Annotated in this window: 18 protein-coding genes and 1 tRNA gene; 2 read left to right on the forward strand and 17 right to left on the reverse strand. The window is 75.3% G+C overall.

Annotated features, from left to right (window positions below):
- Nucleotides 1–284 precede the first annotated feature (284 nt).
- Complete coding sequence (locus tag ACI8AD_RS20250) at nt 285–1,628, reverse strand: ABC transporter substrate-binding protein (RefSeq protein WP_456872326.1); 1,344 nt, start codon at nt 1,626–1,628, stop codon at nt 285–287.
- Nucleotides 1,629–1,793: 165 nt separating this feature from the next.
- On the reverse strand, nt 1,794–2,396 hold the full coding sequence (locus tag ACI8AD_RS20255; protein WP_456872327.1) for an ANTAR domain-containing response regulator: 603 nt from the start codon (nt 2,394–2,396) through the stop codon (nt 1,794–1,796).
- 80 nt (nt 2,397–2,476) lie between these two features.
- Here ACI8AD_RS20255 and ACI8AD_RS20260 point away from each other — a divergent pair.
- Both ACI8AD_RS20260 and ACI8AD_RS20265 read left to right on the forward strand, forming a co-directional pair.
- Nucleotides 2,477–2,550 (forward strand) — tRNA-Leu (locus ACI8AD_RS20260).
- Between the two features lie 215 nt (nt 2,551–2,765).
- The gene (locus ACI8AD_RS20265; protein WP_456872328.1) at nt 2,766–4,409 is read left to right on the forward strand and encodes an aminotransferase class V-fold PLP-dependent enzyme; all 1,644 of its coding nucleotides are present in this window, start codon (nt 2,766–2,768) and stop codon (nt 4,407–4,409) included.
- On the opposite strand, the gene ACI8AD_RS20270 is transcribed toward ACI8AD_RS20265, so the two are convergent.
- From ACI8AD_RS20270 to ACI8AD_RS20340, 15 genes are all read right to left on the reverse strand, one after another.
- Nucleotides 4,387–5,262 carry an acyl-CoA thioesterase gene (locus ACI8AD_RS20270; protein ID WP_456872329.1) on the reverse strand — a complete coding sequence of 292 codons (876 nt, stop codon included), beginning with the start codon at nt 5,260–5,262 and terminating at the stop codon, nt 4,387–4,389. The two genes, ACI8AD_RS20265 and ACI8AD_RS20270, sit on opposite strands and share 23 nt — an antisense overlap.
- Nucleotides 5,259–6,674, reverse strand: a complete 1,416-nt coding sequence (gene pyk, locus ACI8AD_RS20275) for a pyruvate kinase (protein ID WP_456872330.1) — start codon at nt 6,672–6,674, stop codon at nt 5,259–5,261. Before pyk ends, ACI8AD_RS20270 begins: the two co-directional genes overlap by 4 nt.
- An 86-nt stretch (nt 6,675–6,760) precedes the next feature.
- Complete coding sequence (locus ACI8AD_RS20280; protein ID WP_456872331.1) at nt 6,761–8,248, reverse strand: glutamate synthase subunit beta; 1,488 nt, start codon at nt 8,246–8,248, stop codon at nt 6,761–6,763.
- Complete coding sequence (gltB, locus tag ACI8AD_RS20285; protein WP_456872332.1) at nt 8,241–12,905, reverse strand: glutamate synthase large subunit; 4,665 nt, start codon at nt 12,903–12,905, stop codon at nt 8,241–8,243. Before gltB ends, ACI8AD_RS20280 begins: the two co-directional genes overlap by 8 nt.
- Nucleotides 12,906–13,224: 319 nt before the next feature.
- The gene (gene lgt, locus ACI8AD_RS20290) at nt 13,225–14,166 is read right to left on the reverse strand and encodes a prolipoprotein diacylglyceryl transferase (protein WP_456872333.1); all 942 of its coding nucleotides are present in this window, start codon (nt 14,164–14,166) and stop codon (nt 13,225–13,227) included.
- Nucleotides 14,163–14,966: a tryptophan synthase subunit alpha gene (gene trpA / locus ACI8AD_RS20295; protein ID WP_456872334.1), complete on the reverse strand. Its 804-nt coding sequence runs from the start codon at nt 14,964–14,966 to the stop codon at nt 14,163–14,165. The genes lgt and trpA overlap by 4 nt, the downstream gene beginning before the upstream one ends.
- The gene (gene trpB, locus ACI8AD_RS20300; protein ID WP_456872335.1) at nt 14,963–16,339 is read right to left on the reverse strand and encodes a tryptophan synthase subunit beta; all 1,377 of its coding nucleotides are present in this window, start codon (nt 16,337–16,339) and stop codon (nt 14,963–14,965) included. Before trpB ends, trpA begins: the two co-directional genes overlap by 4 nt.
- A 55-nt stretch (nt 16,340–16,394) precedes the next feature.
- A complete protein-coding gene (gene trpC, locus ACI8AD_RS20305) occupies nt 16,395–17,204 on the reverse strand; it encodes an indole-3-glycerol phosphate synthase TrpC (protein WP_456872336.1) in 810 nt (269 codons plus the stop codon).
- A 56-nt stretch (nt 17,205–17,260) separates the two neighbouring features.
- Nucleotides 17,261–17,899 carry a Trp biosynthesis-associated membrane protein gene (locus ACI8AD_RS20310; RefSeq protein WP_456872337.1) on the reverse strand — a complete coding sequence of 213 codons (639 nt, stop codon included), beginning with the start codon at nt 17,897–17,899 and terminating at the stop codon, nt 17,261–17,263.
- Nucleotides 17,896–19,407: an anthranilate synthase component I gene (locus ACI8AD_RS20315; RefSeq protein ID WP_456872338.1), complete on the reverse strand. Its 1,512-nt coding sequence runs from the start codon at nt 19,405–19,407 to the stop codon at nt 17,896–17,898. The genes ACI8AD_RS20310 and ACI8AD_RS20315 overlap by 4 nt, the downstream gene beginning before the upstream one ends.
- The gene (gene hisI, locus ACI8AD_RS20320) at nt 19,394–19,759 is read right to left on the reverse strand and encodes a phosphoribosyl-AMP cyclohydrolase (RefSeq protein WP_456872339.1); all 366 of its coding nucleotides are present in this window, start codon (nt 19,757–19,759) and stop codon (nt 19,394–19,396) included. The genes ACI8AD_RS20315 and hisI overlap by 14 nt, the downstream gene beginning before the upstream one ends.
- Nucleotides 19,760–19,795: 36 nt before the next feature.
- Nucleotides 19,796–20,224, reverse strand: coding sequence for a hypothetical protein (locus tag ACI8AD_RS20325; RefSeq protein WP_456872340.1), 429 nt, complete (start codon nt 20,222–20,224; stop codon nt 19,796–19,798).
- A gap of 83 nt (nt 20,225–20,307) precedes the next feature.
- Complete coding sequence (locus ACI8AD_RS20330) at nt 20,308–20,979, reverse strand: DUF6264 family protein (protein WP_456872341.1); 672 nt, start codon at nt 20,977–20,979, stop codon at nt 20,308–20,310.
- Nucleotides 20,976–22,628 carry an FAD-binding dehydrogenase gene (locus ACI8AD_RS20335; RefSeq protein ID WP_456872342.1) on the reverse strand — a complete coding sequence of 551 codons (1,653 nt, stop codon included), beginning with the start codon at nt 22,626–22,628 and terminating at the stop codon, nt 20,976–20,978. The genes ACI8AD_RS20330 and ACI8AD_RS20335 overlap by 4 nt, the downstream gene beginning before the upstream one ends.
- A 76-nt stretch (nt 22,629–22,704) precedes the next feature.
- Nucleotides 22,705–23,124 (reverse strand): hypothetical protein, encoded by a 420-nt coding sequence (locus ACI8AD_RS20340; RefSeq protein ID WP_456872343.1) that lies wholly within the window; start codon nt 23,122–23,124, stop codon nt 22,705–22,707.
- Nucleotides 23,125–23,149 lie beyond the last annotated feature (25 nt).

Genomic DNA, 23,149 nt, shown 5'->3' on the forward strand with positions numbered 1-23,149 from the left:
CCCCCCCCCCCCCCCCCCCCCCCCCCCCCCCCCCCCCCCCCCCCCCCCACCCCCCCCCCCCCCCCCCCCCCCCCCCCCCCCCCCCCCCCCCCCCCCCCCCCCCCCCCCCCCCCCCCCCCCGCCGCACGATCAGCTGACCTGATCGTGCGGCGGACGACGCGGGCTGCCCGACCGACCGTGGCGCACTCCGACAGCACAGCGGCCCGGCACCCCCTGAGGGGTACCGGGCCGCTGCCGGGTGGTGCGAGGTCAGCGCTGCGCGTTCACAGCGCTCCCGGGGTCGCTCAGCGCTGCGGGCCGATGCCCTGGTCGTTGAGGCCCTGCAGGATCCGGGAGGACTCCTCGAAGCCGATCACGATGATGGCGTCGGGGTTGAAGTCGACCATCTGCTGGACCTCGGCGTCGAAGTTCGCCGCCTGCGGGTCGTAGGTGATGGAGACGATGTCGTCCTCGGACAGACCGGCGCTGACCAGGTTGTTCTTGGTGTTGTCCGCGAGCCCGGTGCCGTAGGGGTCGTTGAGGGCCAGGATCCCCACGGTGTTGTTGCCGTCGGCGATGATCAGGTCGGCGAGGGCGCGGGCCTGCAGCGTGTCCGGCGGGGCGGTGCGGAAGTACAGCCCGTTGTCGTTGTACGTCGTGAACTGGTCGGACGTGTTCGCCGGCGAGAACTGCAGGACACCGGCGCCGGTGATGGCGTCGATGACCGTGAGGCTCACGCCGGAGGACGCCGCACCGATGATCGCGTTCACGCCCGACTGCAGCAGCCGGTCGACGGTCTGGGTGGCGGTGTCGGTCGAGGCGTCACCGGAGTCACCCTCGACGAGCTGAGCCGGCTGGCCCAGGACGCCGCCGGCGGCGTTGATGTCGTTGAGCGCGAGCTTGGCGCCGGCGACCTCCGGCGGGCCGAGGAAGGCCAGGTTGCCGGTGAGCGGCAGCAGCGTGCCGATGACCAGCGGGCCGCCGGTCGTGCCGGCCGGGGCGTAGGCCGGGCCCTCGTTGGTGCTGGCGTTGGCCTCGTCGCCGGCGATGACGAACTCGGTGGCGTCGTTGTCGAGCTGGTTGTCCTCGCCGAACTGCAGCAGGCCGAAGCTCGCCGCGGCGGGCTCACCGGCGTCGGTGAAGGCCAGCGGGCCGGAGATGCCGTCGTAGTCGACGTTGCCACCGGCGTTGATGATGTCCAGGCAGGCCTGGTAGTCCTCGCACTTGTCGCCGCCGGCGGTGATGCCGTTGACGTACTCCTTGAAGACGTTGGCGTCGTTGGTGCCCGCCGCCTGCGCGGCCAGCGCGGTGACGATCACCGCGTCGTAGGTCTCACCCGCGTAGTTGTAGTCCTGCAGGTTCGGGTCGACCTCGAGCAGCCGGTCGGTGAAGTCCGAGCCCAGCTCGGTGAGGGGCGTGGTGCCCTTCATGCCGGCGAGCGCGCCGTCCTCGGTGAAGTCCTCACCGAGGGCGTTGCCCATGTTGCCGTCGGTGCCGTAGATGTTGACCTGCTTCTCGCCGCTCGCGGCGTCGCCGCCACCGCCGGAGCCGCCGCCGGAGTCCCCGTCGTCCCCGCCACCGCAGGCGGTGAGGGCGATCAGGGCGGCGGACGTGACGGCGATGCTGCGGGCGTAGGTACGCGTGCGCATCCAGCAACTCCCAGTTGTCGTTCGTCGGGTGCGATGGGCCGGGCGCGGACGCGCCGGCCCCGTCAGTCCGCAGAACGTAACCGCTGCCACAGGGAGCGGAAGTGGGTGGGCGGAGACCGTGACGAGGTCGTGACCTGCACCTATCACCCGGGCCACCGCTGTCACTCAGGAGGGTGCACCCTCCGCCGGGGTCGCGTCGCCGGCCAGGATGCGCTCGGCCAGCGCCTTCATCGACGTGCGCTCGTTCATGGCCGTGCGCTGGATGAACCGGAACGCCTCGGCCTCGGTGATCCCCTGCTCGGCCATCAGCCGGCCCTTGGCCTTCTCGACGACCTTGCGGGCCTCCAGCCGCTCCTCGAGCGTGCGCACCTCGCCGTCGAGGGCGGCGATCTCGGTGAACCGGGCGCGCGCCACCTCGATCGCCGGCACCAGGTCGTTCTTCGAGAACGGCTTGACCAGGTAGGCCATGGCGCCGGCGTCGCGGGCCCGCTCGACCAGCTCGCGCTGGCTGAAGGCGGTCAGCACGATGACCGGCGCGATCCGGTCCGAGGCGATCTGCTCGGCGGCGGCGAGGCCGTCGAGCACGGGCATCTGGATGTCGAGGATGACCAGGTCGGGGGCCAGCTCGCGGGCCCGGTCGACGGCGGTCTGCCCGTCGCCGGCCTCGGCGACGACGACGTAGCCCTCCTCCTCGAGCATCTCCTTGAGGTCGAGGCGGATGAGGGCCTCGTCCTCGGCGATGAGGACCCGGGTCGGCTCGCTGCTCACGGGCGCAGAGCCTAGCGACGGCGGCTGGCAGTGGCCGCCCGGCTACGCTGGCCGCGCCGTGACCCCGGTCGCGGCGGCGAGCCCCCGTACCCCAATCGGCAGAGGGAGCGGATTCAAAACCCGCGCAGTGTGCGTTCGAGTCGCACCGGGGGCACCGTGTCGGGACTGTCGTCCTCCGGACGACGACCGCGGCCACGTGCCGTCCCCGGCCCCTGCGCAGCCCTCTCCGGCACTCGTCGGGCACCCTCCGGGCCCCGCTCCTCGCACCGCCTCGCAGGGCGGCTCGCGTCCCGGAGTCCTCGTCCTGCGCCGCCTCGCTCCTCGTGGACCCCTCCGGGGCCCACTCGCCGCGGGCAATACTGTGGCCGGGTGAGCGAGCCCGTCCCCCACATGACCCCCGAGCAGTTCCGGCAGCACGGTCACGAGGTGGTCGACTGGATCGCCGACTACTGGACGCGGGTGCAGTCCTTCCCCGTCCGCTCGCGGGTGGCGCCGGGCGACGTCCGCGCCGCGCTGCCGCCGTCGGCCCCCGAGCAGGGCGAGCCGTTCTCCGCGCTGCTGGCCGACCTCGACTCCGTCGTCCTCCCCGGGGTCACCCACTGGCAGCACCCAGGCTTCTTCGCCTACTTCCCGGCCAACACCTCCGGCCCCTCGGTGCTCGGCGACCTGCTGTCGGCCGGCCTCGGGGTGCAGGGCATGTCGTGGGTGACCAGCCCGGCGGCCACCGAGCTCGAGCAGCACGTCCTGGACTGGCTGGTCGACCTCCTCGGCCTGCCCGCGTCCTTCCGCTCGACCGGCAGCGGCGGCGGCGTGGTCCAGGACTCCAGCTCCGGGGCCAACCTGGTCGCGCTGCTGGCCGCGCTGCACCGCGCGAGCGGCGGGGGCACGGTCCGCCACGGCGTCGACCCCGACCGGGCGACGGTGTACGTGAGCGCCGAGACGCACTCCTCGATGGAGAAGGCGGTGCGCATCGCCGGGCTGGGCACCGACGCGATCCGCGTCGTGGAGGTCGACGGCGACCTCGCCATGCGCCCCGCGGCGCTCAGGGCCCGGCTGGTGCGGGACGCCGCCCGCGGCCACACGCCGGTGCTGGTCTGCGCGACGGTCGGGACGACGTCGACCACCGCGGTCGACCCGCTGGCCGAGCTCGGGCCGATCTGCCGCGACGCCGGCGTCTGGCTGCACGTGGACGCCGCCTACGCCGGGGTCAGCGCCGTGGCACCCGAGCTGCGGCCGCTGCAGGCCGGGGTGGAGTGGGCCGACAGCTACACCACCGACGCGCACAAGTGGCTGCTCACCGGCTTCGACGCCACCCTCTTCTGGGTCGCCGACCGCGTCGCGCTCACCGGCGCGCTGGCGATCCTCCCCGAGTACCTGCGCAACGCCGCCACCGAGGCCGGCGCGGTGGTCGACTACCGCGACTGGCAGATCGAGCTCGGCCGCCGGTTCCGGGCGCTGAAGCTGTGGGCGGTGCTGCGCTGGTACGGCGCGGAGGGGTTGCGCGCGCACGTGCGCTCCGGCGTCGCCCTGGCCCGGGAGCTGGCCGGCTGGGCGGAGGCCGACGACCGCTTCGACGTCGTCGTCCCGCACCCGCTGTCGCTGGTGTGCCTGCGGCCGCGCTGGCCCGACGATGTCGACGCCGACGTCGCCACCATGACCCTGCTCGAGCGGCTCAACGACGGCGGCGAGGTGTTCCTGACCCACACCACCGTGCGCGGGCAGGTGGTGCTGCGGGTGGCGATCGGCGCGCCGGCGACGACGCGGGCGCACGTCGAGCGGGCGTGGGCGCTGCTGTGCGAGGGCCACGACTGGCTGGCCGCCGACTTCGCCGAGGCCGCCGCCGAGCGCGCCCGCGCCGAGGCCGAGCGCAGGGCGGAGGCCGAGCGCGCCGCCGAGGCCGAGCGCGCCGCCGAGGCCGAGCGCGCCGCCGAGGCGCCTCAGCCCGAGACGGAGGACGCCGGGGAGGACGCGCAGCCGGTCGAGGCCGCCGTCACTCCCCCAGTGACCGGATGAGCCCCTCCTGGGCGACGGTGGCCACGTGCGTGCCGTCGGCGGCCCAGATGCTGCCGAAGCACAGCGCGCGGCCGGCCGTGGCCGCGGGGCTGTCGGTCTCGTAGAGGAACCAGTCGTCGGCCTGCACCGGCGCGTGGAACCAGACGGCGTGGTCGAGGCTGGCCCCGACGTAGCGGCCGCCCCACCCGCCGCCCACCCGCGCCAGCCCGGCCGACAGCAGCGTCAGGTCGGTGACGAAGGTGAGGGCCGCCGCGTGCACCCCGGCGTCGTCGGGCAGGCGGCCGGCCACCCGGAACCAGGCGTGCGACTGCGTGTGCGGCGGCGTCTTCGGGTCGGGGGCGAAGGGGTCGGCCAGCGGCCGCTGCTCCACGGCCCGGCTGATCTCCAGCGCCGGTGCGGCCAGCGCGCCGTGGCCGGCGGCGTGCTCGGCCAGGGAGCGCAGCTCCTCGGGGCCGGGCACCTCGGGCATCGGCCGGGCGTGGGTGACGACGGCGGGCTCGCCGGCGTGGAAGTCGGCGGTCAGCGCGAAGACGGCGACGTCCTCCCCGCGGCGCCGCTGGCAGGCGATCACGCGGCGGGTGGCGAACGACCGGCCGTCGCGGATGCGCTCGACGGAGTAGCGCAGCTCCTCGTGGGGGTCCCCGGGCCGCAGGAAGTAGGAGTGCAGCGAGTGCACCCCGCGCTCTGCCGGCACGGTGCGCACCGCGGCCATGAGCGCCTGCGCGGCGACCTGGCCGCCGAAGATCCGCTGCAGCCGGGTCGTGGGCGTCTGCCCGACGAAGACGTCGGGCGACCGCTCCTCGAGGTCGAGGACGCTCATGAGGGCGGCGGCCTGGGACCCGCCGCCGGTCACGAGTCGGTGCCGACTTCGTGGACGCGGATGAGGTTGGTCGAGCCGACGGTGTTCGGCGGGCTGCCCGCGACGACGACCACCCGGTCGCGCTCGCGCAGCCGCCCGATCGACAGCAGCGAGAAGTCGACCTGGCGGACCATGTCGTCGGTGTGCTGCACCGACTGCACGATGAAGGTCTCCACCCCCCAGGACAGCGCCAGCTGGCTGCGCACGCGGGCGTCGACGGTGAAGGCCAGCAGCGGCTGGCGGGGGTGCAGCGCGGCCAGCCGGCGGGCGGTCTCCCCGGTCTGGGTGAAGGTGGCCAGCGCCTTGACGTCGAGCGCCTCGCCGATGTCGCGGGCGGCCCGGACGATCGCCCCGGACCGCGACCGGGAGCGCCGGGTCAGCTCGGGCACCCACCGGTCGTCGCTCTCGACGGCGGCGATGATCCGCTCCATCGTGCGGACCGCGCCGACCGGGTAGCGCCCCACCGAGGTCTCCCCCGACAGCATCACCGCGTCGGCGCCGTCGAGGACGGCGTTGGCGACGTCGGAGGCCTCCGCGCGGGTGGGCCGGGAGTTGCCGATCATCGACTCGAGCATCTGGGTGGCCACGATGACCGGCTTGTTGCGCTCGCGGGCGGCCTGCACGGCGCGCTTCTGCACCAGCGGGACCTGCTCGAGCGCCAGCTCCACGCCGAGGTCGCCGCGGGCCACCATGACCCCGTCGAACGCCTCGACGATCGCGTCGAGGTTCTCCACCGCCTCCGGCTTCTCCAGCTTGGCGATGACGGGGAGGGTGATGTCCTCCTGGCGCATGATGTCGCGGACCAGCTCGACGTCGTCGGGCGAGCGGACGAACGACAGCGCCACGAAGTCCACCGACAGGTGCAGGGCGAAGCGGAGGTCCTCCTCGTCCTTCTCCGACAGCGCCGGGACGCTCACCGCGACGCCGGGCAGCGACAGGCCCTTGTTGTTGGAGACCTCGCCGCCCTCGACGACCAGGCACCACACGTCCGGGCCGTCGACGGAGACCACCGACAGGGCGAGCTTGCCGTCGTCCACGAGCAGCCGGTCACCGACGCGGGCGTCGTTGGCCAGGCCCTTGTAGGTGGTCGACACCCGCTCGGCGGTGCCCTCGACGTCCTCGACGGTGATGCACACCCGGCTGCCGGTGGCCCAGTGCACCGGGCCGTCGGCGAACGTGCCGAGCCGGATCTTGGGGCCCTGCAGGTCGGCGAGGACGGCGACGGCGTGGCCGGTGGAGTCCGAGGCCTTCCGCACGTTGAGGTAGGCCTGCTCGTGGTCGGCGTGCGACCCGTGGCTGAAGTTGAGCCGGGCCACGTCCATCCCCGCCTCGACGAGGGCGGTGATCTGCTCGAGGGAGCTGGTGGCCGGGCCCAGGGTGCAGACGATCTTCGCGCGGCGGGACATGCCCGAGACGCTAGTCGGCGGTTCCCAAGCGCCGCCGGACGGGCGGGGACCGGGCCCCGCGGTGTCGCCGGACCCGGCCCCCTCGCTCACCGGAGCGCGACCGCGGTGGGGGTGACCGGCCGGGGCAGCATGCTGCTGCCGGTCAGCCACTGGTCGACGGCGCCCGCGGCGGCGCGGCCCTCGGCGATGGCCCACACGATCAGCGACTGGCCGCGGCCGGCGTCCCCGGCGACGAACACGCCGGGCACGGAGGAGGCGAACTCGTCGTCGCGGACGACGTTGCCGCGCCCGTCGACGTCGAGGCCCAGCGCCTCCACCAGGCCCTCGCGCTGCACGCCGGTGAAGCCCATGGCCAGCAGCACCAGCTGGGCGGGCAGCTCGCGCTCGGTGCCCTCGACCTTGCGGAACCGGCCGTCGACCTGCTCGACCTCGTGCAGCACCAGCGCGCGCACGCGGCCCTCGTCGTCGCCCAGGAAGCGCTCGGTGCTCACCGAGTACAGCCGCTCGCCGCCCTCCTCGTGCGCGGAGGACACCCGCATGACCATCGGGTAGGTCGGCCACGGGTTGCCCGGCGCCCGCGACTCCGGCGGCGCCGGCATGATCTCCAGCTGGGTCACCGAGCGGGCGCCCTGCCGGTGGGAGGTGCCCAGGCAGTCCGCGCCGGTGTCACCGCCACCGATGATGACGACGTCCTTGCCCTCCGCGGTGATCGGCGGGTCGTCGAGCTCGCCGAGCGCCTGGCGGTTGCCGAAGGGCAGGAACTCCATCGCCAGGTGGATGCCCTCGAGCTCGCGGCCCGGCACGGGCAGGTCGCGGCCGACGGTGGCCCCGGCGGCGAGGACGACCGCGTCGTGCTCCCCGCGCAGCTGCTCGGCGGAGAGGTCACCCTCCCCCGACCCACCGACCTCCACGCCGGTGACGAAGCGGGTGCCCTCGGCGCGCATCTGGTCCAGCCGCCGGTCCAGGACGGACTTCTCCATCTTGAACTCGGGGATGCCGTAGCGGAGCAGCCCGCCGACCCGGTCGGCCCGCTCGTAGACGGTGACGTCGTGGCCGGCGCGGGTGAGCTGCTGGGCGGCGGCCAGGCCCGCCGGCCCGGACCCGACGACGGCGACCCGCTTGCCGGTGCGCTCGGCCGGGGCCTGCGGCTCGACGTACCCCCGCTCGAAGGCCTGGTCGATGATCTCCCACTCGATCTGCTTGATCGTGACCGGGGACTCCTGCAGGTTCAGCACGCAGGCGCCCTCGCAGGGCGCCGGGCACAGCTTCCCGGTGAACTCCGGGAAGTTGTTGGTCGCGTGCAGTCGCTCGATCGCGTCGCGCCAGTCGTCGCGGCGGGCGAGGTCGTTCCACTCCGGGATGAGGTTGCCCAGCGGGCAGCCGTGGTGGCAGAACGGGATGCCGCAGTCCATGCACCGGGCGGCCTGCTGGCGCAGCGCCGCGACCGGGTAGACGCCGTCCTCGCCGTTCTGGCGGGAGAGGTAGACGTCCTTCCAGTCCAGGATGCGGACGTCGACCGGCCGCCGGGGCGGCAGCGCCCGCTCGTACTTCAGGAAACCCGTCGAGTCAGCCACGTGCGGCCTCCATCACTGCTCGGTCCACGTCGGTGCCGGCGGCCTCGGCGGCCCGCCGGGCCTCGAGTGCGCGCCGGTAGTCGCGCGGCATGATCACGCTGAACTGCCCCGACCAGCGGCCCCAGTCGGCCAGCAGCGCGGCGGCCACCGGCGACTCGGTCTCGGCCTGGTAGCGCACCAGGACCTCGCGCAGCCACTGGGCGGACTCGACGTCGAGCGGCTCGACGTCGACCATCTCGGTGTTGACCCGGTGCCGGGCCAGGTCCAGCACGTACCCGACGCCGCCGGACATGCCGGCGGCGACGTTGCGGCCGGTGGGCCCCAGGACCACCGCGCGGCCGCCGGTCATGTACTCCAGCGCGTGGTCGCCGACGCCCTCGACGACGGCCAGCGCCCCGGAGTTGCGCACGCAGAACCGCTCGCCGACCCGGCCGCGCAGGAACACCTCCCCGCCGGTGGCGCCGTAGCCGATGACGTTGCCGGCGATGACGTTGTCCTCGGCGGCGAAGGTCGCCTCGCGGGCCGGCCGGACGACGACCCGGCCGCCCGAGAGCCCCTTGCCGACGTAGTCGTTGGCGTCGCCGAACAGCCGCATGGTGATCCCGCGGGGCAGGAACGCGCCGAAGGACTGGCCGGCCGACCCGGTGAAGGTCAGGTCGATGGTGTCGTCGGGCAGCCCCTGCCCGCCGAAGCGGCGGGTGACCATCGAGCCGAGCATCGTGCCCACGGTGCGGTTGACGTTGCGCACCGGCAGCTCCAGGCGCACCGGCCGGGCGTCGAGCAGCGCGCCCTCGCACAGCTGGATCAGCGTCTGGTCCAGCGCCAGGTCGAGGCCGTGGTCCTGGGTGCGGACCGCGCGCCGCGGCGCGCCGTCGGGCAGCTCGGGCAGCGCCAGCGCCGGCGAGAGGTCCAGGCCGCGGGCCTTCCAGTGGTCGACCGCCTGGCGGGTGTCGAGCAGCTCGACGTGGCCGACGGCCTCGTCGACCGAGCGGAAGCCCAGCGCGGCCAGGTACTGCCGCACCTGCTCGGCGAGGAACTCGAAGAAGGTGACCACGAACTCCGGCCGCCCGGTGAACCGCTTGCGCAGCTCGGGGTTCTGGGTGGCGACGCCGACCGGGCAGGTGTCGAGGTGGCAGACCCGCATCATGATGCAGCCGGAGACCACCAGCGGCGCGGTGGCGAAGCCGTACTCCTCGGCGCCGAGCAGCATCGCGACGACGACGTCGCGGCCGGTCTTCATCTGCCCGTCGACCTGCACCACGATGCGGTCGCGCAGGCCGTTGGCCAGCAGCGTCTGCTGCGTCTCGGCCAGGCCCAGCTCCCACGGCGAGCCGGCGTGCTTGAGGCTGGTCAGCGGCGCCGCGCCGGTGCCGCCGTCGTGGCCGGAGATCAGGACGACGTCGGCGTGGGCCTTGCTGACCCCGGCCGCGACCGTCCCGACGCCGACCTCGGCGACCAGCTTGACGTTGACCCGCGCCTGGTCGTTGGCGTTCTTCAGGTCGTGGATGAGCTGCTTGAGGTCCTCGATCGAGTAGATGTCGTGGTGCGGCGGCGGGCTGATCAGGCCGACACCCGGGGTGGAGTGCCGGGTGCGGGCCACCCACGGGTAGACCTTGCCGCCGGGCAGCTGGCCGCCCTCGCCGGGCTTGGCGCCCTGCGCCATCTTGATCTGCACGTCGTCGGCGTTGACCAGGTACTCGCTGGTGACGCCGAAGCGCCCGCTGGCCACCTGCTTGATCGCCGAGCGGCGCAGGTCGCCGTTGGGGTCGGGCACGTACCGGTCGGGGTCCTCGCCGCCCTCCCCGGTGTTGGACCGCCCGCCGAGCCGGTTCATGGCGATGGCGAGGGTCTCGTGCGCCTCCTGCGAGATGGAGCCGTAGCTCATCGCGCCGGTCTGGAACCGCTTGACGATCTCGCTCGCCGGCTCGACCTCCTCGATCGGCACCGGCGGCCGCGCGCCCTCCTTGATCGCGAACAGCCCGCGCAGGGTGGCGGCCTCCTCCGACAGCCGGTCGACGGTGTCGGTGTAGCGCTGGAAGACCTCGTACTGCCGCGAGCGGGTGGCGTGCTGGAGCAGGAACACCGTCTCGGGGTTGAACAGGTGCACCTCGCCCTCGCGGCGCCACTGGTACTCGCCCCCGGTCTCCAGCCGGCGGTGCGCCCGCTCGGTCGGGTTCTCCGGGTAGGCGCGCCGGTGCCGCATGGCGACCTCCTCGGCGAGCACGTCCATGCCGACGCCGCCGAGGGGACAGGAGGTGCCGGTGAAGTACTCGTCGACGACGTCCTGCGACAGGCCGACCGCCTCGAAGATCTGCGCCATCGTGTACGAGCCGACGGTGCTGATGCCCATCTTGCTCATGACCTTCAGGACGCCCTTGCCCAGCGCCTTGACGACGTTGCGCACCGCCTGGGCCGGCTGCACGCCGGTGAGGACGCCGTCGCGGATGAGGTCCTCGATGGACTCGAACGCGAGGTAGGGGTTGACCGCGGCCGCGCCGTAGCCGAGCAGCAGCGCGACGTGGTGCACCTCGCGGCAGTCGCCGGACTCGACGACCAGGCCGACCTGCATGCGGGTGCGCTCGCGCACCAGGTGGTGGTGGACGGCGGCGGTCATGAGCAGCGACGGGATCGGGGCGCGCTTCTCGTCGCAGTCGCGGTCGGACAGCACGATGATCCGCGCGCCGGCCGAGATCGCCCGGCTGACCTTGGCCCGCAGCTGCTCGACGGCCTCGACCAGCGCCGGGCCGCCGCCGGTGACGTCGAAGTGGCCGGTGATCCGGACGGCGGCGAAGCCGGGCAGGTCGCCGTCGTCGTCGATGTGCAGGATCTTGGCCAGCTCGTCGTTGTCGATGACCGGGAAGGGCAGGTACACCTGCCGGCAGGAGGCCGCGCCGGCCGAGAGCAGGTTCTGCTCGGGGCCGAAGGTGCGGCCCAGGCTGGTCACCAGCTCCTCGCGGATGGCGTCCAGCGGCGGGTTGGTCACCTGGGCGAACAGCTGCCCGAAGTAGTCGTAGAGCTGCCGGGAGCGGTCCGACAGCGCCGCGATCGGGGTGTCGGTGCCCATCGAGCCGATCGGCTCGGCCCCGGTGGAGGCCATCGGGGTGAGCAGGACCCGCAGCTCCTCCTCGGTGTAGCCGAACAGCTGCTGGCGGCGCACGACCGACTCGTGGCTGGGCCGCGCGCGCCGCCGCTCGGGCAGCGAGGGCAGGTGCACCAGGCCGGCGTGCAGCCAGTCCTCGTAGGGGTGCTCGGCGGCCAGCGCACCCTTGACCTCCTCGTCGGAGACGATCCGCCCCGAGGAGGTGTCGACCAGGAACATCCGGCCCGGCTGCAGCCGGCCCTTGGCGACGACGTCGCCGGCGGGGATGTCGAGCACGCCGGTCTCGCTCGCCAGGACGACGAGGTCGTCCTTCGTGCGCAGCCAGCGGCCCGGGCGCAGGCCGTTGCGGTCGAGGACGGCGCCGATGAGCGTGCCGTCGGTGAAGGCCACGCAGGCCGGCCCGTCCCAGGGCTCCATGATCGAGGAGTGGAACCGGTAGAAGGCCCGCCGGGCCGGGTCCATCTCGTCGTGGTTCTCCCACGCCTCCGGGATCATCATCAGCACCGCGTGCGGCAGCGAGCGGCCCGACAGGTGCAGCAGCTCGAGCACCTCGTCGAAGGTGGCCGAGTCGCTGAAGTCGCTGGCGGTGACCGGGAAGACCCGCTCCAGGCCGAGCTCGCTCGCGGGGCCGGCCGGGCCGTCGAACAGGTCGGTCTCGAGCTGCGCCTCGCGGGCGCGCATCCGGTTGCGGTTGCCCTTGATGGTGTTGATCTCGCCGTTGTGGGCGATGAACCGGAACGGGTGGGCCAGCGGCCAGCTCGGGAAGGTGTTGGTGGAGAACCGGCTGTGCACCAGCGCGATCGCCGACTCGTAGCGCTCGTCGCGCAGGTCGGGGAAGAACGCGGGCAGCTGGTCGGTGGTGAGCATGCCCTTGTAGGTCAGCGTCCGCGACGACAGCGAGACCACGTACAGCGAGCTGCCGGCCTCGCGGGCCTCCCGCTCGGCGCGCTTGCGCAGCACGAAGGAGCGCCGCTCGAGCCGGGTGACGCCGTTGACCGCGCGGGGTCCGCCGAACGCGGCGGCGTCGGCGCGGGCGCCCATGGTCTCGGCGACGAACAGCTGGGCGAAGTGCGGCATGACCGCGCGGGCGGTGGGCCCGAGGTCGGCGCCGTCGGGGTCGACCGGGACGTCGCGCCAGCCGAGGACGGTCAGCCCCTCCTCGGCGGCGATCCGCGCGACGTCGGCCTGGCGGGCGGCGCGCTCCTCGTCGTCGAGGGGCAGGAAGGCGATGCCGACGGAGTACTCGCCCAGCGGCGGCAGGTCGAAGTCGACGACGGCACGCAGCAGCGCGTCGGGCACCTGGGTCAGGATGCCGGCGCCGTCACCGGAGTTGGGCTCGGCGCCGGCCGCGCCGCGGTGGTCGAGGTTGTGCAGCGCGGTGAGGCCGGCGGCCACGATCGCACGCGAGCGGCGGCCCCGGGCGTCGGCCACGAAGGCGACCCCGCAGGCGTCGGAGTCGTTCGCCGGGTCGTAGAGGCCGGCGGCCGGCGGCGTGGCCGAGAAGGGCACGGCCGGGCCGGTGGTGGTGCGGGTGGCGGGGGTGCGGGACCCGGACATGGTCACTCCCGTCGTCGGCTGCCGCGCCGTCCTCGGGGAGGGCGGCGCGGGAGCACGGCCGGTGGTCAGGGGGGCGGTGCGACGGAGCCGCGGGGAGCGGCTCGGGTCTGCGGTGAGCCGGCGTCCGGCGGACACGGTGTGCCCGGACCGGCTGAGCTCGCGGCCCCGCGGGTGGTGCCACGGGGTCGTCGTCCGCGGGGCAGCACTGGCCCGGTTCCGACACGTGCGACGACCCAGGATCGCTGGGGAGTCTGCCCAGGAGGGTACACAGCCGCAACGCGCCGTTCACGCGTCCCGACGGTGTCCGCGGCGCGTCCGCTCAGGGCGTCCCGGGCGTGTCGGAGGAGCGGTCCGCCGACCGCCGGGCGTCCGGCGCGGCGGGGTCGCCGGCCGGGTCGTCGGCCGTCTCACCGTCGGGGTCCCCGGCGGTGTCGCCGGTGGCGTGCCCCCGGTCGATGACCTCCCGCGGGCGGCCGCGCTGCCACACCAGGTAGGCGACGGCGAGCAGGCCGACGACGACGCAGGTGAACACGTTGAGCCGGACGCCGAGGATGCGGTTGGCGTCGTCGATGCGCAGCAGCTCGATCCACAGCCGGCCGGCGCAGTACAGCGCGACGTAGAGGGCGAACGCCCGGCCGTGGGAGAGGCGGAACCGGCGGTCGGCCCACACGACGACGGCGGCCGCGGCGAGGTTCCACAGCAGCTCGTAGAGGAACGTCGGGTGGAACGTGGCGAACGCCTCGTAGCCGGCGGGGCGGTGGGCGGCGTCGATCTCCAGCGCCCACGGCAGCGTCGTCGGCCCGCCGAAGAGCTCCTGGTTGAACCAGTTGCCGAGGCGGCCGACGGCCTGGGCGACCAGCAGGGCGGGGGCGACGGCGTCGGCGAAGGCCGGCAGCGGGATGCCGCGGCGGCGGCAGGCGATCCAGGCGCCGACGCCGCCGAGGGCGATGGCACCCCAGATGCCGAGGCCGCCCTCCCAGATCGCGAACGCCCGCAGCGGGTCGCCGCCCTCGCCGAAGTAGGGCTGCGGCGTGGTGACCACGTGGTAGAGCCGGCCGCCGAGGATGCCGAAGGGCACCGCCCAGACGGCGATGTCGAGGACGTCGCCGGGCCGCCCGCCGCGGGCCACCCAGCGCCGCTCGGCGATCCAGCAGGCCGCCACGATGCCGGCGATGATGCACAGCGCGTAGGCCCGCAGCGGGAACGGCCCGAGGTACCAGGTGCCCTGCGCGGGGCTGGGGATCGCCGCGAGCGCGCTCACGAGGGCACGCCCGCGCCCCGGCGCACGCCTTCGGCCAGCTCGGCCGACAGCGCGCGCACGCCCTCGGGGCCGCGGCCGTCGAGCACCCGCCGCACGTAGGCCGACCCGACGATGACGCCGTCGGCGAAGCCGGCCACCTCGGCGGCCTGGTCGCCGTTCGACACGCCCAGGCCCACGCAGACGGGCAGCTCGCCGGCCACGGCGCGGGTGCGGGTGACCAGCCGCTCGGCCGTGTCGCTCACCGTGGCCCGGGTGCCGGTGACGCCCATCGTGGAGGCGGCGTAGACGAAGCCGCGGCAGGCGGCGACGGTGGCGGCCAGCCGGGCGTCGGTGGACGACGGCGCGACGAGGAAGACCCGGTCGAGGCCGGTGCGCTCGGTGGCGGCCAGCCACGGCGCGGCCTCGTCGGGGATCAGGTCGGGGGTGATCGCGCCCGCGCCGCCGGCGGCGGCCAGGTCGTCGGCGAAGCGGTCGACGCCGTAGTGCTCGATCGGGTTCCAGTAGCTCATGACCACCGGGACCGCCCCGGCGTCGGCGACCGCGCGGACCGCGCCGAAGACGTCGCGCAGGCCCACGCCGGCCCGGACGGCGACGTCCATCGCCTCCTGGATGACCGGGCCCTCCATGCCGGGGTCGGAGTACGGGACGCCGATCTCCACCGCGTCGGCCCCGCCCTCGACCAGCGCGACCATGGCCTCGATCGAGCGGGGCACGTCGGGGTAGCCGACGGGCAGGTAGCCGAGCAGCGCGGCCCGCCCCTCGGCCCGCGCCTGCCCGATCCGGTCCTGCAGCGCGCTCACGCCGACTCCCCCGCGTCCCGGCCGGCGACGGCCGCGTCGTTGACGACCGCGCCCTCGGTGGGCCGCTGGTCGGTGTCCATGCCGGCGCCGGGCTCGACGTGCTCGCGGTCGCCGAGGCCGAACCAGCGCGACGCGGTCTCCACGTCCTTGTCGCCGCGGCCGGAGAGGTTCACCAGCAGCAGCGGCGGTTCCCCTCCCCGCCCACCGTCCCCCCGGGTCACCAGCTCCCGGCCGAGGACGAGCGCCCCGGCGAGGGCGTGCGCGGACTCGATCGCCGGGATGATGCCCTCGGTGCGGCACAGCAGCGCGAAGGCCTCCATGGCCTCGGCGTCGGTGACCGGCCGGTACTCGGCGCGGCCGACGTCGTGCAGGAAGCTGTGCTCCGGGCCGACGCCCGGGTAGTCCAGGCCGGCGCTGATCGAGTAGGACTCGATCGTCTGCCCGTTGTCGTCCTGCAGCAGGTAGGAGCGGGCGCCGTGCAGCACACCCGGCGCTCCCCCGGTGATGGTCGCGGCGTGCCGGCCGGTGTCGACGCCGTCGCCGCCGGCCTCCAGGCCGACCAGCCGCACGCCCTCGTCGGGCACGAACGCGGTGAAGATCCCGATCGCGTTGGAGCCGCCGCCGACGCAGGCCAGCACCGCGTCGGGGAGCCGGCCCTCCCGCTCGAGCACCTGGGCGCGGGCCTCGTCGCCGATCACCCGCTGGAAGTCGCGGACCATCGCCGGGAACGGGTGCGGGCCGGCGACGGTGCCGAAGACGTAGTTGGTGGTCTCGACGTTGGTGACCCAGTCGCGGAAGGCCTCGTTGATGGCGTCCTTGAGGGTGCGCGAGCCGGTGGCGACCGGGATCACCTCGGCGCCGAGCAGCCGCATGCGGGCGACGTTGAGCGCCTGCCGGCGGGTGTCCTCCTCGCCCATGTAGATCGTGCAGGACAGCCCCATGAGCGCCGCGGCGGTGGCGGTGGCGACGCCGTGCTGGCCGGCGCCGGTCTCGGCGATGACCCGCTGCTTGCCGATCCGCCGGGTCAGCAGGGCCTGGCCCAGCACGTTGTTGATCTTGTGGGAGCCGGTGTGGTTGAGGTCCTCGCGCTTGAGCAGCACCCGCGCGCCGCCGGCGTGCTCGGCGAACCGGGGCACCTCGGTGACCGGGCTCGGCCGGCCGGTGTAGTCGCGCTGCAGGGCGGCGAACTCCGCCAGGAAGGCGGGGTCGACGCGCATCGCCTCGTAGGCCTCGGTGAGCTCGTCGAGCGCGGCGATCAGCGCCTCGGGCACGAAGCGGCCGCCGAAGACGCCGAAGTGGCCCGTGGCGTCCGGCCAGGACGGACGCGCCGGAGCGGGTCGGTCCTGGGGCGGGTGCACGGCGCTGCTGGTCATGCAGCCAGTGTCCCGCGCCGCGGCGCCCGTGCGGGGGAGGGGGTCCGCGGGGTCGTCAGCGGGTCGTGCGGGGCACCGCGGGGTGCGACCCGGCGGTGACCAGGTCGGCGACCGCCTGGCGGGCGTCGCCGGCGGTGACCAGGCCCTCGCCGACCAGGACCGCGTCGGCGCCGGCGGCGGCGTAGGCGATGAGCTCGCGTGGGCCGCGGACGCCGGACTCGGCGACCTTGACCACCCCCGAGGGGAGGCCCGGCGCGATCCGCTCGAAGGTGCCGAGGTCGATCTCGAGGGTGGTGAGGTCGCGGGCGTTGACGCCGATCACCGAGGCACCCGCGTCCAGCGCGCGGTCGGCCTCGGCCTCGGTGTGCACCTCCACCAGCGCCGTCATGCCCAGCGACTCGACCCGCTCGAGCAGGCCCAGCAGGGCGTTCTGCTCGAGCGCCGCGACGATGAGCAGGACGACGTCGGCGCCGTGCGCGCGGGCCTCGTGCACCTGGTAGCTGCTGACGACGAAGTCCTTGCACAGCACCGGCACGTCGACGGCGGCGCGGACGGCGGCGAGGTCGGCCTGCGAGCCGCCGAAGCGCCGCCGCTCGGTGAGCACGCTGATGACGCGGGCGCCCCCGGCGGCGTACTGCCGGGCGAGGACGGTGGGGTCGGGGATGTCGGCGAGGGCGCCCTTGCTGGGGCTGCGGCGCTTGACCTCGGCGATGACGCCGACGCCGGGCTCGCGCAGGGCGGCGAGCGCGTCCCGCGCGGGGCGGGCGTCGCGGGCGGCGGCCTTCACCTCGGCCAGCGGGGTGGCCGCCTCGCGCGCCGCGACGTCCTCACGGACGCCGGCGACGATGTCGTCGAGGACGGTCACACCGCCTCCTCGCTGCTGGGGTCGGCTTCCGGGGTCGGCCGGACGGTCTCCCCACCCTAACGGCGGCGGTCCGGGGGGCCGGGCGCCGGGTCGCCGGCGGGCTCCCCGTCGTCGGTGGGCTCGTCGGTGGGGTCGTCGCCGCGGTCGAGCGCGCGCCAGGCGTCGAGCGCCCGCTCCTCGTCGGTGCGCGCCCGCGCCGGGGCGGGCGTGGCGGCCGGGGTGCGCTCGTAGCGGCCGCCCATGCCGGGCCAGCGCCGTCCCCGGGCGAGGACCAGCCCGCCCGCGGCGAGCGCGACGACGGCCGCGACCAGGCAGAGCACCGGCCACGCGGCGGCGAGGTCGGCGGTGCGCCGCTCCCCCGGCGCCGCCGTCCCGGGATCGGCGGCGCCGGTGAGCACCCGCAGCCCCGACCAGGCCAGCGCCGCGCCGGCGAGCACCACCAGCGCGCCGACGGCGGCGCGCCCGGCGCCGCGGACGGCCAGCACCGCCACCGCGGCGGCGAGCAGCAGCAGGCCGGCGGCGGGGACCAGCGGGGCGAGCGCCGACCCGGTCAGCGCCTCGGTGACCGGGGGCAGCGGCGGGCGGCGGGCGACGGTGACCGTGGACCAGGTCTGCCCGGCGGCCGTCAGCGCGAGCGCACCGGCCAGCGCGCAGCCGGCCAGCGCCGCCCCGAGCTCGCGCCGCCGGCGGCTCACCGCACCTCCCGCATGCCCTCCGCCGTCGCGATCGCCGAGAGCACCGCCCGCGCCTTGTGCCGGGTCTCGGCCTCCTCGGTGGCCGGGTCGCTGTCGGCGACGATGCCGGCGCCGGCCTGCACGTAGGCGCGGCCCTGGTGCAGCACGGCGGTGCGGATGGCGATGGCCATGTCCATGTCGCCGCCGGCGTCGACGTACCCGACGGTGCCGGCGTAGAGCGCCCGCCGGGTGGGCTCGAGCGACTCGATGATCTCCATGGCCCGCGGCTTGGGGGCGCCGGAGACGGTGCCGGCCGGGAAGGTGGCGTCGAACACGTCGAGGGCGTCGCGGTCGGGGCTGACCTCGCCGGAGACGGTCGAGACCAGGTGCATGACGTGGCTGTAGTACTCGACGCGCATAAAGTCGGGCACCTCGACCGTGCCCGGCAGGCAGACCCGGCCGAGGTCGTTGCGGGCGAGGTCGACGAGCATCACGTGCTCGGCGCGCTCCTTGGGGTCGGCCAGCAGGCCCTCGGCCAGCCGCAGGTCCTCCTCCTCGGTGGCCCCGCGCGGGCGGGTGCCGGCCGGCGGGTGGACGACGGCCTGGCTGCCGGTGACGGTGACCAGTGCCTCCGGGGAGGAGCCGACGACGTCGAAGGGCGTCTCCCGCCCGGCGAAGCGCAGCAGGTACATGTACGGCGAGGGGTTGGTCGCCCGCAGCACCCGGTAGAGGTCGAGCGCGTCGACGTCGGTGTCGGTCTGGAACCGCTGCGCGAGCACCACCTGGAAGGCGTCCCCGGCGCGGATGTGCTCGCGGACGGTCTCCACCCCGGCCTCGTACTCCCCCGGCGCCATCGTGCTGCGCACCGGCGGCGGCTCGGCCGGGGTGAAGGTGGCCACGCCCGGCGGCACGGCCTTGGTGAGGTCGGCGGCCATGGCGTCGAGGCGGGCGACGGCGTCGTCCCAGGCAGCGCCGGGGTCCTCGGCGGTCCGCCGGAACGCGTTGGCGATGAGCAGCACGGTGCCGTCGGTGTGGTCGAGGACGGCGAGGTCGGTGACCAGCGCCAGCGACAGCTCGGGCATGCCGAGGTCGTCGGCGGCGGTGGTGGGCAGCCGCTCCAGGCGGCGGACGACGTCGTAGCCGAGGTAGCCGACCAGCCCGCCGGTGAGCCGCGGCAGGCCGGGGGTGCGCGGCGAGCGCAGCCGCCGGGACAGCGTGCGGACGGCGGCCAGCGGGTCGTCGGGCAGGTCGTCGGTGACGCCGGGCAGCCGGTCGCCGAGCCAGAGGGTGCGCCCGTCGCGCTCGGTGAGGACGCCGGCGCTGCGCACGCCGACGAAGCTGTAGCGCGACCACCGCTTGCCCTGCTCGGCCGACTCCAGCAGCACGGTGCCCGGCCGGTTGCCGGCGAGCTTGCGGTAGACGCCGACCGCGGTCTCGCCGTCGGCCAGCAGCCGCCGGGTGACCGGCACGACCGGCTGGTCGGCGGCGAGGAAGTCCTCGCGGGTCGGGGTGGTCTCACCGAGCCGCACGGGTGACCTCCAGCTCGCGGGAGAAGCAGGAGCGCGCGCCGGTGTGGCAGGCCGGGCCCTCCTGGTCGACCAGCACCAGCAGCGCGTCGCCGTCGCAGTCCAGGCGCACGTCGCGGACCCACTGCCGGTGCCCGGAGGTCTCGCCCTTGACCCAGTACTCCCGCCGGCTGCGCGACCAGTAGGTGGCGCAGCCGGTGGTCAGCGTGCGGCGCAGGGCCTCGTCGTCCATCCAGGCGAGCATGAGCACCTCACCGGTGTCGTGCTGCTGGACGACGGCGGCGACCAGCCCGGCGGGGTCGCGGCGCAGCAGCGCGGCGACGGCGGGGTCGAGAGCGGTGTCGACGGCGGGCATGCCGGCGATTCTCCCCCGCCGGCGGGCCGGCCCGGCTCAGCGGCCCCGCAGGGCCCGGCGGGCGGCGAGCCAGCGCCCGGTCGGCGGCGACAGGGTCAGCGCGGCGGTGGCCCCGGCGACCGCGCCGAAGACCAGCGCGGTGCCGCCGAAGACCAGCCGGTCGGTGTCGTACAGGCCGAACGGCCCGGCTCCGACCTGGTACAGCCACCAGCCGACCGCGCCGAGCTCCACGGCGCAGGTGGCCAGCAGCGTCCAGCGGTCGACGCCGGTGGCCAGCAGCACGACGCCGGTGACCAGGGCCGCGGCGGCGGCGAGCTCCAGGAGCGCCAGCACCAGGCCCTGGCGCGGCACGGTGGAGCCCAGCTCGCCGTAGAGGTCGCTGGCGCCGGCGAACCACCAGGTGGCCACCGCCCCGGGCACCGACGCGGCGGCGAGCAGGCAGGCGAGCACGCACGCGGTGACCACGGTGCCCGGCCGGCGCGGCGCGGCGGGCGGCGGCAGCGGGACCGCCGCGGGCGGGAACGGGCCGGCGTGCCCGGGCAGGCCGGTCAGCGCGCGGTCCCGGCGGCCTGCTCGGGCTCGGCGGCCCAGCGGCGCACGCTGCCGGACAGCAGCAGGCCCAGCCCCACGCCCGGCGCGGCGGCGAAGAACAGGACCAGGCCGATGAGCACCGCGCCGGGCCCGACCTCGTCGGTGAAGCCGTCGAGGGTGCTCAGCCGGACGACCCAGTACAGGGCGAGGGCGAGCTGGACGGCACAGCCGACCAGGAGCGTCAGCCAGGTCGCGCGGCTGCGCCGGTTGAGCACCAGGACGCCGCCGACGACGAGTGCCACCGCGGACAGCAGCTGCACGACGGTGACGACGACGGCCTCGGTGACCAGCGGGTCGGCCTCCGCGTCGCCGCCGAACTCCGTCGACAGCAGGCCGAAGGTGCTGGCCAGCAGGAGCAGGTAGGCCGAGGACAGGGCGACGACCCCGGCCTGCACGAAGGCGAGGACCGCGGCGGCCACGACCTGCCCGGGGCGGCGCGGGCGCGGCGGTGCGGGCGGGCCGTAGGCGGCCCAGTGGGGCACCGGCGGGGGCGCCCAGCCGTGGCCGGCCGGCGGGGAGGGCGGCGCCGGTGGGGTCGCGTACGACGGCGGCCCGGCGTAGACGACCTCCTCGGTCTGGGTGTCCGGGTCGGCCCAGGGGCTGCCGGAGGTGGTCCCGGGGGTGGTCACAGCGCCGCCGCCAGCGCCCGGCCGGCCACCCGGCCGGAGAACAGGCAGCCGCCGAGGAAGGTGCCCTCCAGCGACCGGTACCCGTGCACACCCCCACCGCCGAAGCCGGCGACCTCCCCGGCGGCGTACAGGCCGGGGAAGACCTCGCCGCCGGGCCGCAGCACCCGGGCGGAGAGGTCGGTCTCCAGCCCGCCGAGGGTCTTGCGGGTCAGCAGGTTGAGCCGGACGGCGATCAGCGGGCCGGCCTCGGGGTCGAGCAGCCGGTGCGGCGGGGCGACCCGGATGAGCTTGTCGCCGAGGTAGCTGCGGGCGCCGCGGACGGCGGTCAGCTGCAGGTCCTTGGTGAAGGCGTTGTCGACCGCGCGGTCGCGGGCGAGCACCTCGCGCTCGACGGTGGCGAGGTCGAGCTCGGGGGTGCCGCCGGTGACGCGGTTCATGCCGGCGACCAGCTCGGGCAGCGTGGTGGCGGTGACGAAGTCCTCGCCGCGGTCGAGGAAGGCCTGCACCGGGGCGGAGACGCCGGCCCGGACCCGGTTGAGCAGCAGCCGGAGGTCCTTGCCGGTCAGGTCGGGGTTCTGCTCGGAGCCGGAGAGGGCGAACTCCTTCTCGACGATCTTCTTGGTGGCGACGAACCAGGTGTGCTCGTACCCGGTCGCGCCGATGTGGGCGAGGGTGCCGAGGGTGTCGAAGCCGGGGAACAGCGGGACCGGCAGCCGGGTGCCGGTGGCGTCGAGCCACAGCGACGAGGGCCCGGGGAGGATGCGGATGCCGTGCCGGTCCCAGACCGGCGAGTGGTTGGCGATGCCCTCGGTGTAGTGCCACATGCGGTCGCCGTTGATGACGTGGGCGCCGGCGGCCTCGGTGGCCTGCAGCATCAGCCCGTCGACGTGGGCGGGCACCCCCGACAGCAGCCGCTGCGGCGCGGGGCCCAGCCGGGCCGGCCAGTTCCTGCGCACCAGCTCGTGGTTGCCGCCGATGCCGCCGGAGGTGACGACGACGGCCTGCGCGGCGATCTCGAACTCCCCGACCGGCGTGCGCGAGCTGGCCTCGCCGCGGGCGGCGCCGCTGGGCTCGAGGACCTCGCCGCGGACCCCGGTGACCGCGCCGCCGGTGACGACCAGCCCGGTGACCCGGTGGCGGAAGCGCAGCTCGACCAGCCCGCGGTCGACCGCGGCGCGCACCCGGCGGGCGAACGGCTCGACGATGCCCGGGCCGGTGCCCCAGACGATGTGGAACCGCGGCACCGAGTTGCCGTGGCCGGTGGCGGTGTAGCCGCCGCGCTCGGCCCAGCCGACGACCGGGAAGAAGCCGACGCCCTGCTCGCGCAGCCAGGCCCGCTTCTCCCCCGCGGCGAACTGCAGGTAGGCCTCGGCCCACTGCCGCGGCCAGTGGTCCTCCTCGCGGTCGAAGCCGGCGGTGCCGAACCAGTCCTGGCGGGCCAGCTCGAGGGAGTCGCGGACCCGGAGGCGGCGCTGCTCGGGGGAGTCGACGAGGAACAGGCCGCCGAAGGACCACCAGGCCTGGCCGCCGAAGGAGGCCTCCGGCTCCTGCTCGACGAGCACCACCCGCTTGCCGGCGTCGGCCAGCTCGGCGGTCGCCACCAGCCCGGCCAGCCCGGACCCCACCACGACGACGTCTGTGTCCACCACGGCGGGCACGCTAGCGGCCGCGCGGCCGCCCGCGGTCCGGACGGGCCGTCGCCGCCGGCGGGATCCCCCGGCGGGGTCAGGTCTCCCGGGCGCGTCGCTGGGCGCGCGCGTCGGCCAGCCACCGGCCCACCGGCGGGGACAGCGCCAGCCCCGCGGCGAGCACCGGGCACAGCGCCAGGACGAACGGCCCCGGGCCCACCGGGTCCCCGACCGACCGGGCCGTGGCGACCACCAGTCCGGCGACGGCGCAGGCGACCAGCGCGGAGACGACCAGCGGCACCCGGCCGCGCCGGAGCAGGAACCAGGTGAGGGCGAACAGCTGCAGGAAGGGCGGGACCACCAGCAGGATCACGGTGAACCACTCGCGTCCGGCGTCGGCCTGCAGCCCGCCGAGCGCGTAGACCAGGAAGGCCACGATCGCCAGCGGCAGGACGCCCAGCCCCGCCAGGAGGGCGGCGGCGACGGCGGGCACGGGGGTCCGCGGGGCGGGGCTCATGCGGCGGAGCCTAGGACCAAGCAGC

The sequence above is a fragment of the Geodermatophilus sp. SYSU D00766 genome, from assembly GCF_054049915.1.